Annotated in this window: 12 protein-coding genes; all 12 read right to left on the minus strand. The window is 33.6% G+C overall.

Annotated features, from left to right (window positions below):
* Positions 1–237: IS66 family insertion sequence element accessory protein TnpA (tnpA, locus tag BMY85_RS14955; RefSeq protein WP_143066410.1), on the minus strand; the 237-nt coding region annotated here is incomplete at its 3' end.
* 169 nt (positions 238–406) lie between these two features.
* A complete protein-coding gene (locus tag BMY85_RS14960) occupies positions 407–1783 on the minus strand; it encodes a glycine--tRNA ligase (RefSeq protein WP_092479193.1) in 1377 nt (458 codons plus the stop codon).
* A gap of 257 nt (positions 1784–2040) precedes the next feature.
* The gene (locus BMY85_RS14965; RefSeq protein ID WP_092479173.1) at positions 2041–2841 is read right to left on the minus strand and encodes an ABC transporter permease; all 801 of its coding nucleotides are present in this window, start codon (positions 2839–2841) and stop codon (positions 2041–2043) included.
* A 46-nt stretch (positions 2842–2887) separates the two neighbouring features.
* Positions 2888–3691, minus strand: coding sequence for an ABC transporter permease (locus BMY85_RS14970; protein WP_092479175.1), 804 nt, complete (start codon positions 3689–3691; stop codon positions 2888–2890).
* Between the two features lie 2 nt (positions 3692–3693).
* Complete coding sequence (locus tag BMY85_RS14975) at positions 3694–4728, minus strand: ABC transporter ATP-binding protein (protein ID WP_092479177.1); 1035 nt, start codon at positions 4726–4728, stop codon at positions 3694–3696.
* Between the two features lie 33 nt (positions 4729–4761).
* Positions 4762–5829 carry a glycosyltransferase family 2 protein gene (locus BMY85_RS14980; protein ID WP_092479179.1) on the minus strand — a complete coding sequence of 356 codons (1068 nt, stop codon included), beginning with the start codon at positions 5827–5829 and terminating at the stop codon, positions 4762–4764.
* Between the two features lie 32 nt (positions 5830–5861).
* Positions 5862–6839, minus strand: a complete 978-nt coding sequence (locus BMY85_RS14985) for a hypothetical protein (RefSeq protein WP_092479181.1) — start codon at positions 6837–6839, stop codon at positions 5862–5864.
* A gap of 16 nt (positions 6840–6855) precedes the next feature.
* Positions 6856–7374, minus strand: coding sequence for a dCTP deaminase (dcd, locus tag BMY85_RS14990; RefSeq protein ID WP_092479183.1), 519 nt, complete (start codon positions 7372–7374; stop codon positions 6856–6858).
* 66 nt (positions 7375–7440) lie between these two features.
* Positions 7441–7971, minus strand: a complete 531-nt coding sequence (locus tag BMY85_RS14995; protein ID WP_092479185.1) for a dCTP deaminase — start codon at positions 7969–7971, stop codon at positions 7441–7443.
* A gap of 34 nt (positions 7972–8005) precedes the next feature.
* A complete protein-coding gene (locus tag BMY85_RS15000) occupies positions 8006–9313 on the minus strand; it encodes a DUF6271 family protein (protein WP_092479186.1) in 1308 nt (435 codons plus the stop codon).
* 38 nt (positions 9314–9351) lie between these two features.
* Entirely contained in the window at positions 9352–10161 is an 810-nt protein-coding gene (locus BMY85_RS15005) for a metallophosphoesterase family protein (RefSeq protein ID WP_092479188.1), read from the minus strand.
* A 28-nt stretch (positions 10162–10189) separates the two neighbouring features.
* Positions 10190–10969 (minus strand): class I SAM-dependent methyltransferase, encoded by a 780-nt coding sequence (locus BMY85_RS15010; RefSeq protein WP_092479191.1) that lies wholly within the window; start codon positions 10967–10969, stop codon positions 10190–10192.
* Positions 10970–11389: the final 420 nt, after the last annotated feature.

Here is an 11389-nt window from a genome sequence, read left to right on the forward strand (position 1 = left end):
ACCGATTTCGATCAGGATTTCACCTGTACTTGACTGCTGGCTTGTGTTCTGTTTTGGTTTCAGTGGAATGAATTTTACTTCCTGTTTCTTTGTCTGGTAATCATGCAGCCATTTTCCAAAGGTTGAGGGCTTGATGTTATTTTCCTGACACCAGGAAAGCCTGGTCTTTCCACTGGACAGAAAGTTCTGGATGTGTTGTTCTCGTTCTTGCTTGGATGTATATTTTCGTTTCTCCATTTATACTGCCTCCTAACTTTTTTGTATAGTATAATGGAAGAAACGTGGATTGAGGAGGCGTATCTGAGTTGACGGTTACCGAATTGATACAAATGTATGCATTTTACTTGAAAAAGCTTGTCGTTACAATCTAACGACAAGCTTTTTCCACAGCGTTTTGTTTTGGTTACTATTCAATAAAAGATGTGTTTTCCAAGATAAATGCAATTAATTCATCAACACTTACTTTTCTTTGAGACATTGTATCTCTGTCACGTAAAGTAACTGTACCATCTTCAATTGTTTCATCATCAATACTGATAGCATATGGAGTACCAATTGCATCTCCTCTTCTGTATCTCTTGCCAATGCTTCCAGTCTCATCATATGTTGTCATAAAGTGACGTTTACATAAATTATAGATTTCCATTGCTTTTTCACCGTGTCTTTTCTTAACGACAGGCAATACATTTAATTTAATTGGTGCAAGTTTTGGTGAAATTCTTAATACAGTTCTAACATCTCCACCTTCTAATTCTTCTTCCGCAAGACTTTCAAATAATACAGCTAAAACAACACGGTCAACTCCATATGTTGATTCAATTATATATGGAATAAACTTTTCATTTGTAGTATTATCAAAGTACTCTAATTTTCTATTGGAAAATTCACTATGGCGAGTCAAATCAAAATCCGTTCTATTATGAGTTCCATTTATTTCTCCCCATCCAAATGGAAATGCATATTCAATATCACAAGCTGCTTTTGCATAATGTGCTAATTTTTCATGATCGTGAAATCTTAACTTTTCGCCTGGAAGACCTAGCATTTTAAAGAAATTCATACCATATTCTTTAAATTCGTCATAGATTTCTTCGTCTGTACCATGTTTACAGAATGTCTGATACTCCATCTGTTCGAACTCAATTGTTCTAAATGTGAAGTTTCCTGGTGTAATCTCATTACGGAACGCCTTACCGATCTGTCCGATTCCAAATGGTAATTTTGCTCTCATTGTTCTTTGAACATTTAAAAAGTTGACATATTCACCTTGGGCATTTTCAGGTCTTAAATAAATTGTATTTGTAGTGGTATCTGTTACTCCTCTTTGAGTCGCAAACATTAAATTGAATTGTCTAACATCCGTAAAATTACTAGCACCACATTTAGGGCATTTTATATTATGTTCTTTTACATAAGCAGACATTTCTTCCATTGACATTCCATCTGCATGAATTTCAGAATCTAATTCATCTAATAAATTATCTACGCGGAAACGAGTTTTACATTCTTTACAATCCATCAGCGGATCTGAAAAACTGTCAAGATGTCCACTTGCTTTCCATACAGTAGGGTTCATCAGAATATCCGCATCAACTTCAAAACTGTTGTTTCTTCGCTGAATAAAATAATATCTCCACGCATCTTTAATATTATTTTTTAATCTTGTTCCTAATGGACCATAATCCCAAGTATTTGCTAAACCATCGTATATTTCACTTCCTTGAAAAATGAAACCATACTGATTACAATATCCCACCATATCATCCATGCTTATTTTCTTCATATCTTCCACATGATATTTTTAATATCATATCTCCTTGTACCAAATATTTAGGTTTATTAAGGCAACCTATAATCCTTTGTTTTCAGCTCATTACACTATTTGTGCCATTATTATTCTTAACAGAAAATATTTTTCCATTACCCTACTTAGTACTCGATATTTTTCTGATCATATTCACAGCATAAAAAGTATATTTCCAATTTACAATATCACAACTTTAGAACGATTACAACTCATCTGTGAAATTATTCATTATTTTATGAGCCAGTGCCATCATAAGACAGTGCTCCCTTCATCCATATTTTATAACTTAAATAGAAATAAAATACTGCCATAACTGGTGAAATCCAAGTTAGTACTGAAATATAATTTTGTCTAATAATAAGCAGACTAGGATAATACGCTACAAAAGCAATTGGAATTACAAATGTGAATATCAAACGGAAAAATGAGTTAAAAATAGTAATAGGATATCTTGCATAGTCCTTAAACTTATATACAAGTGTCATAATATAACCACTATTTAATACCCAAAAACAACTTGCTGCCGCCGTATTCATAATTGCAATCATAAACAGTGACGAGGTAATTAATGCAATAAGTAATCTTATGAATACTACAAAAGTTAATGTAATATGAAGCTTTGACATGCTATATGCCAACGCTCCAATTCCAAAAAACAATTGTCCAACACCTTTCACATCCACCACTTCAGATATATAATAAAAAAATAAGTTTAACGGTCTGAAACAGTATTTAATAAAATCCCCTGAGTACACATATGCACGTAATTTCCAATTGTTATCAAAGAAACATTCTGGTGTTATTGCAACAAGAGAAAATCCATATAAGAATATCATTTCATGATAATTCCATCCTTTTATAGAGGGGAATTTCTGAAATATAACCCAAAATGTTAAAAGTTGGGTTATATTTGTTATTAACATTGCAATTATTGAAATTATAAAATCTGCCCTGTAACTCATCTTACTATGTAAGTCTTGTAATACAATCTTCTTATATATCTTTAAATAATAGATAAATCCTCTTTTTCCCATCTCAAATCCTCTTAATTTTAACTTTATATATCGAAACTTTTCCCTCTTAACCACCATTTACAGTTATTACTTTGAGTGACTTCTTCCAGAACAAGTTCGTACCAATTAGTATTACAATAATCCAGAACACTTGTAAAAGAAGCTTCTCAATTCGCTCATTGACCTTCATTTGCGCATCTAATAATAACATAATGGGCGTATTGTAAATTGCTTGAAAAGGCAGTTTCATTATAATAGCTAAAACAAAGTCTGGAAAAAATGCAATTGGTACACTTGCCCCTGATAAAAAAGCAACCACTACCTCTTTCATAACATTTAATCCCCAAATTGATTCTGTATACATGCAAATTGTTGCTACAAAAAAGTCAATTAAGAAATTAATCATTAGAGACAAAAAAGTGCTGAAAAAGAACAAAACGATATTCATGCCCAGTTGTATGGTTCCTCTCGTCATAATAAAAACAGTTATAAGTGTAGGTAAAAATGTCAAAAAAAACAGTACAATCCACTTACCTGCATATTTGTATATCTGATAAAACATGAAATTCACAGGTTTGATTATTTCAGTAATAATTGAGCCAGATTGAATATCCCTTCCGATTTGCCAAACCAGACGTACATCCATAAAGGAAAATAGTGCCGCTGCAAGAACTAGGTATATAAGGGTATCATAAAAAGTCATCCCATTAATGGTACTACTTGTAGAGGAAGCATAAATTGCCTTCCATAAAAAATATACAATGATAATATAAATAAAATTTCCAATCATTGTAACAATTGTTGATAATCGAAAACGTAAGAATTCCAATATTCCAACTCTTATTAATGATTTATATCTCCTTATGTTCATAATCAAACTCCTTCATAAACTTTTTTGATAACATCTTCTGTTGATATTTCTTGAATTTTGATATCATATAATTTCCAATGCTGCTGAATCTCATTTAGAACGCCAATTATTGATATTTCATCTTCATTCACTAAAATGTCAATCCACTCATTATTTCTAACAACTGTAAAAGTCTTATGAAATGCCCTGAGCAAAATATCTTTTACCTGCTCTAAGTTCTGTTTTAAAACATCTTCAGACTGCTGTTCTACCTTATTTTCAATGTGAACTTTCAAATTTCGGCAATTTCCATACAGCCCCTTTAACTTATTGATATCATCATCATAAATCTTTTTCCCTTTATCAATTATTACAACTCTTTGGCATAACGCATCAACATCACTCATATCATGAGTTGTTAAAATAACCGTTGTATTTTTCTCTTTATTTAACAAACGAACAAGTTCTCGTATCTTACTTTTCATGGAAACATCCAATCCAATTGTAGGTTCATCTAGAAATACAATACTTGGATTATGAAGGAATGCTGCCAGTATATCCGTTAATGTCCTCTGTCCAAGTGACATCTGCCGTACTGCCTTTTTAAGCAATATGTCTAAATCCACTAACGAACTATACAGTTCAAGCATATCCTTATAATCTTTATCGTTCACCATATAAATATCTTTCAAGATACGAAAGGATTCAATGGCCGGCAAAGCCCACCAAAGCTGTGTACGCTGTCCAAAAACAACGCCTATATTCTGGGCATTCTCTGCTCTTTTCTTATGCGGAACCAGCCCATCTACTAGAATTTCTCCACAAGTTGGCTCAAGTACTCCTGTCATCATCTTAATGGTTGTGGATTTTCCAGCCCCGTTCGGTCCTAAGTATCCTACGATTTCACCTTTCTCTATTGAAAAATTTATATCATTTACTGCCTTAATGATATTATAATTTCTCGAAAATAAGTCCTTTACCCCTCCTAGTACTCCCTGTCTATGGTTCAAAACCTTGTATTCCTTTGTCACATTAGTAAATTTAATTATCTCTTTCATAATCAGTCCTCTTCTATCCCCCCACACTCATCCTCATGTAAAATATAAAGAACCTTCAGGTACTTCTAAACAGCTTTTTCTAAATAAAATTCTTAATATACATACAACTTTATACCATCTTGCCTCATATCGCATCGAAACCATAATAGACTTGATTGCATAATACGGCCTAAGTTTTTGATTCAGGATACCAATAGTAAAATATTTTTTTCCGATTCTGTCATTACACTCTTTTACGCATTCTGTCTTTTTAGTAATTTTATTGGCTCTTCTAATAAAGTCTTTACGCAAAGTAAACATTTTGGCCTTATTATAATCACAATATGACATTTTTCTTACTAATCTTTTATTTTCTATGATACTTTCCAGCGAAAAATTAGCTCGATTCATAAATGCATACAGATTATCTGTACCTTGGTAATAAATAAAATGACATTTCCTTATTAGACATACCTTGCTTAAATCAAAAAGATTCATGGAAAAATCTAAATCTTCATTTGTACCTAAATCTTCATTAAATAGTACACCGTTATCTTCAATGATTTTTCGCCTAAACACTAAAGTATTAATATGATAGAAATAAAACCTTTCCAATATCACATATTCTATAAGATGATCATCGAAAATAAGATAGTCTCCTACTTCGATTGGTTTAAGAGTTTTCACAAGTTTCTCGATTCGCTGCCTTCCATTGCCATCCCCAAACGGCTCTTTACAGTCACCTTGCAGATTTTTTTCATACCAAAGTGCAAAACACACATCCACTCCATGTTGCTCTATTGCTTCAACGCTTTCACTTAAATGAAAGGTAAGCCATTCATCATCAGAATCAAGAAACGCAATATAAGTTCCTGTAGCTTTCTTTATACCAGTATTTCTAGCTCCTGCAGGCCCCTGCTTATTCTCATTCAAGCAATAACAAATCCTTGCATCTTTTTCCATATATTCTTCTACTACTTTTCTTGTATTGTCTGTGCTATGATCATCTACAATAATAATTTCCAAATGATTATATTCTTGATTTAAAACAGAATTTATGGCTCTGTGGATTACTTTTTCGCGATTAAATACAGGTATTATGACACTTACTTTTTCTTCCATTCTTATCCCTCCTACTTTTAGCAAAAGTCTTTCTACTTACTTCGCATATATTGCATTAACTTTTCTTCAACATCGGTATTCTTACCATATTCGTCCAATTCATACTGTTTAGCCTCTTCACACAGTCGCTCCACACTATACTGGAATCTATTGCAATATGACTGCATATTTCTGATGTAGGATCGTAATAGTCTCCCTCTCGTATTCGATGCCGTAGGACGTAATCCCTCATGAATTAAATGAACTGCAACTGCAAGAGAATCAAGTAAATATGACTTTTCTTCGGTATAATCACTAAATTTGCATATTGTTGAGGATTGAATTGCATTATCCAGAGAATTCATTCTGGCAATCATAGTACTTACCCCAAATGCCAACTCAACTGCTAATTTATCATTCCCTTTTTCTATTACTATTAAGTTCCCAATATCCTCAAAAGAATCTGTGTCATCTTTGCGCAAAGCGAAATTCAGATTCCTGCCACGAATATGTTCCATTCCGTACTTGTGCTTATAATACAGTTGTTCTTTGCTATCAATTTCAAGACATGGTTTAAATCGATGGGATTTCCAAATCCCCAACAAATCTTCATCTTTCGAAGAAACCCTGATTCTTATATCGGATGAAGGAATTTTAAGATATTCTGTAAGGTACTCCCATATCTCCATTCCAACTTCATTTAATCTGCTATAAGGCGAAAGTGTCCCTATACTTCTGAAATAAGATGACCAGTTCAGTTTTCCCCCATTAAGCATTATCTTTAAATTTTGTGTCCGAATGCATCTTTGTACTAAAAAATAGCCTTTGTCTGGTATCTCTTCAGTTATTAAATACGGTTTTAGTACACTAATGGTAGAGCCTATAAAATACACACTTGTATCGGCTTTAGAATTAATAGGAATGTCAGAATGTTCAATATAACCAAAATTGCGAAAACATACTTTAAAATTAGATATAATTTTTTCTGTAAATTCTTCTACTTTATGACTTTTAAATTCTCTATCTTTCATTTATACCCTTCCTACTCTATAAGAAATCTCTCCATATCTGTGATTCCATAGGTTCCGTACTTCCCTGATATTTACCATGATAAAGTGAAATCTCTCCTTGTGGCTTCCAGAATGTTACCTGTCCTATTGGCATCCCCTTATAAACCTTAACTGGCTGAACTGCATGCATCTGCAATGTCCAGTGGTTAATTGAGCCAATGTCAATTAAATCTGCTGTAATATGTACAAACAATCCCAATCGTCCAGTAGAAGACCGTCCACTCATGATAGGAACATATTTCTCACTTCCCATTTTTTCCATGGTGCAGCCAAGGTATATTCTATCTGGCTCCAGAACAATTCCATCATCTCCAATTTCAATGATTTCAGTTTCCTGTTTTTGCTTTGGATCTAACACATAGTTTTTGTAAACTTTTAATTTACTTCCCAATCGAAAATTAATGGAATTGGGATTCAGTGCATTTTCATGAAATGGTTCGATAATAATCTCTTTTTCTTGTACTTTTTTCTTTATCTCATTTCCTGTCAATATCATATCTTCGCCCTCATTCTATCATCTGTAATCTAAAACTATAGTTGCTTAATTCTGAATGTATTATCTTTATTTTGTCTTATCAAGTTCATGATAAAACTCGCTAATATGAGGTTCATTATATCCCTGATACTTTCCTATATATGCAATTTCCTTACTTCCTTGCATAGACCAGAAACTAACTTGTCCTATTTTCATATAAGGATATACAATAATTGGCTGAATACACGTAAGTTCTAACGTCCACTTATGCTTTGAGCCCACATGCCCTAACGATGCAGTTATTTGCAAAAACAACCCCAGTCTGCCCACACTTGATCTTCCAATAAGCTGAGTAACGTAATTGTCACTTCCTATTTTCTCTACTGTATTACCAAGGTAAAGCTTTCCTGGCTGCAAACAGTAACCTTTTTCTGTAAGTTTTATTTTCTTGTACTTAGGTTTTCTTTTTGCATCAATCAGATCTGGTTCAAATTCTAAAATAGCTTCATCCAACCTATAATTATAACTATTAGGATTAACATTCTCCTTCAAGAATGGTGAAATGCAGATTCTCCTGTTTTCTACTTCTCTTATGATTTCATTTCCTGTCAAAATCATTTTTATCACTCCTTAAAGGTGTATAAATCTCATGTCACTGTAAGCTGTCTATAATGGAAGAAGCATGCTCACATAATGCCTTCCACTCTTTGCATAGGAACGCATACTTTTCTATATCCTTTTGTGCATCCAAAAGAATCTCTTCTTTCTGTTCTCTCATCAAAACTGCTACCTTTGGATATTTCTCGATGTTAATGCTGCTATATAAATCAGCCAAATCATCCATTAGAACACTTGCTTCTTCAAGACTTACTTTTGAAACTACCTCAAATATTTTCGCAATTTCAATATTATCAATTCTTCCGCCTTTCAAAATTCTCTCACGGTTCATTGAGATTCCCTTGTAAACCATTGCTAAATATCTTCTTAACACTTTTGACTTTGCAATTCCTAAATGGTAGCGATTAAACCATGCTTCGGAGCCTCTTTCCCCTGTATGGAAATGCTGTACATGTCTATTATGATATAATTTTGGTAAAAGTAACTCATCAAATAAAGAATGATAAAAATAATCCATTGATAATGCATATTCTGATGGTAATAAAGGTACATCCAAAAATACATCCTTTAATGCAAAATTACCAACTTCAATTAAATCATCTATTACTATTTGCAATCTGTCTTCAACATGTAAATCAGAATTTCTCTGCAAATATCTGTACTCAATTCTGGCATCTACTTCTTCTGAAGTTTTATGTGGCATGTTCATCCACACATGTTTCTTTAGGATATCAGGATCATACTCATACATTTCTCTATAGTCTCCTGCCCATTCACCTAAATAATTTGCACCTACCATTAAAATAGGATTATTCCCCATTTTATCCAACTCATTTGCGTAATCATTTTTATCTAATAGATCTTTTATCTGGCAAACGTTTTTCCCCAAATACTCATCTTCTATATCTGATGGAAAAAGAAACTTTCCATCTTTTATTTGTGGCAACGTATCAGAATCTCTTCTAAAGACAATATTGCTGCCTAAAGCGGCTGCAACTAGAAATGTTCTATTTGCAGCTGCCCCATAAGATAATCCTGAAGGATTTAACAACTCATAGAGCAGTTTTGGATTTTCTGTTTGATAACTTGCCACTAACTTATTTAAAAATTCACTTTGAGCCTGATCGTTTAAATATACAATCTTTATATTTTTATATTCGCTCTTTAATTCATCAATCAATACACTATGCGTTTCTTGCACTTCTTCTGGCGATGTATCAATTAAAACAAATGAACACTCTTCACCAGTTTTCTTTTGTATCTTTCTTGTTTCTTCTACATATGCTTTAATACAATCCACGCATTCTCTGTTTGTTGGTATTACAACACTTCTTTTGTCCATATTCAACCTCTTTTACATTACTGAAACTACATCAAGTTCTATCTGTTATCGCCTTTTTCATCAAATTTTATCCATTCTCCAATTACTCTATGTGTTTTGGATTTTAAAGGTATTGATTCCATAACCCTTATTTTGGAATCATAAATTAAAATTCCGTTATGAAATTCACCACGTGAAACGGTAGGTCCATGAAGCCACAGAGGCTCTTCTCCTAACTCTAGAGACTCACAAAACCCAATACTTCCCTTATTCTCACGTGTAAAATAGCAAACTCCTTCATAATGGTCATTTGCTGAAAAACCGTAAACACAATTTTTTTGAGACATAAAATGAAAGTTTTTTCCCAGCTGTGGAATGTCTTTTATCTCTTCCACAGCTGAACCCGTCAAATCCGGATATGCATAATGAGACAGCAGTACATTATGATCACCCATGTCTTTTACTACATATTCCGGAAGTGACGCGATATATTCTTTATTTTTATCAGATAAGCAGCTTGGCAAATCATTATCATACAGCCAGACCTTATTATTGGATAGCATCTTTCTTGTATCATAATCAAGTGCATACCATAGAGTTGGATAATCAAAGAAGTCTTTATGATGTGGTAACTTCTGGATAGCATTTAAATCATGATTTCCAATTACCACTACGCTACATTCCGCTCTTACAATATTAACAACTTCATTTGATGATCGAGTCTCCCAGTAAGTATAATATGGAACAGAAAAGCCAACCATATCTCCAAGACAAATGATTTCATCCACTTTCTTCTCTTCTAAGATATTTAAAGCTTCCTTGAGTCTAACTACATCTTCATGTATATCCGATATTATACCGTATTTCATATAAACTCCTTATTTTTATGTATGTATTCTATCTTCGGATACCAATAATAACATATTCTGAGCCAAAATATTCATCTGGATCGGTACAGCCATCTGCTGTAATTAGTGATGGATGTTCAGCTAAGAAAACCTTATCTATGATAAAGAAAGGCTCTAATAAAGCTGCTGCATTAGCTCCTGTAAAAAATGTATGTATTAGTCCTTCTTCTGGACCACTAGCTGGAATATAAGATAAATCTTTAACGACTTCAGTTCCTCTTCTAAAATCGGATGCTCGGTCAGATGAAACAGTTACCATGAAAATTCCACCTTTTTTTGTTGTTCTGGCAACTTCAAAGATTACTCTTTTCATTTCCTGTAAAGTAGAGTGATTGATAACAGCTCTAGAAATAGTTACATCAAATTCTCCATCTTCGAATGGTAACTCTGTCATAGGACACTTTACTAAGCGTGCTTTCAGATTTCTTCTGACAAGCTCCTGTTCAGTATATTCTATTGCGTTTGTTGAAAGATCACTTCCTGTTACATCATAACCAAGTTCTGAGAAGAAATAGGTATGACGGCCACCGCCGCAACCTAAATCATGAATTTTCTGTACATTAGATACTGTACGATTCAATATCTGTCTTGAAGGGTTTGCCATATACTCCTTATAGAAATCATAGATTTCTTCGGCTGGATTTGATAAAATCCATTTTGTTGAGGCAAACAAATTATGCCAAGTGTTGTTTTTTACAAAGTCCTCAACATTGTGATTGTAGTCAATTTTTCCCTCAATTTCGTCTTTTGTCCATAAAAAATTTTCCATGTGCCTTCCTCCTCGTATAATAAGTTTATAGCCAAGAAAAATTGGTTATAAACCTATTCTTTTTATGGTATAGAAGGAAGGAGACATCTCTGAGGTATTCTCCTCATTCCTTTTCCCTCTATACTGTCTATCGTTATTTATTGAATAAAGTTTATCCTGTGGTATGATATCAACAGAGTCTGATGTCCGAAGGCACTGCTTTTTCTCCTTTCAGCCGGCTTTTGCTGTGTCTGCTTTCTAAGCATTCAGCCTGGCTCATGTGGCACATTCCGCTCACACAGATGCTTCATCCCCTGCCGTAGTCCCAGCAAGAAAGACTGACAGGGTGCATGCTGATAACGCGAGGTTGCGGTCACCACTTGATGCCCAGGATAAACCTTCTGTTTCAGGTTCCAAAAATCCCAATCGGAAAGGATGGTG

The organism is [Clostridium] polysaccharolyticum, from assembly GCF_900111595.1.
GTDB lineage: Bacteria > Bacillota > Clostridia > Lachnospirales > Lachnospiraceae > Clostridium_AI > Clostridium_AI polysaccharolyticum.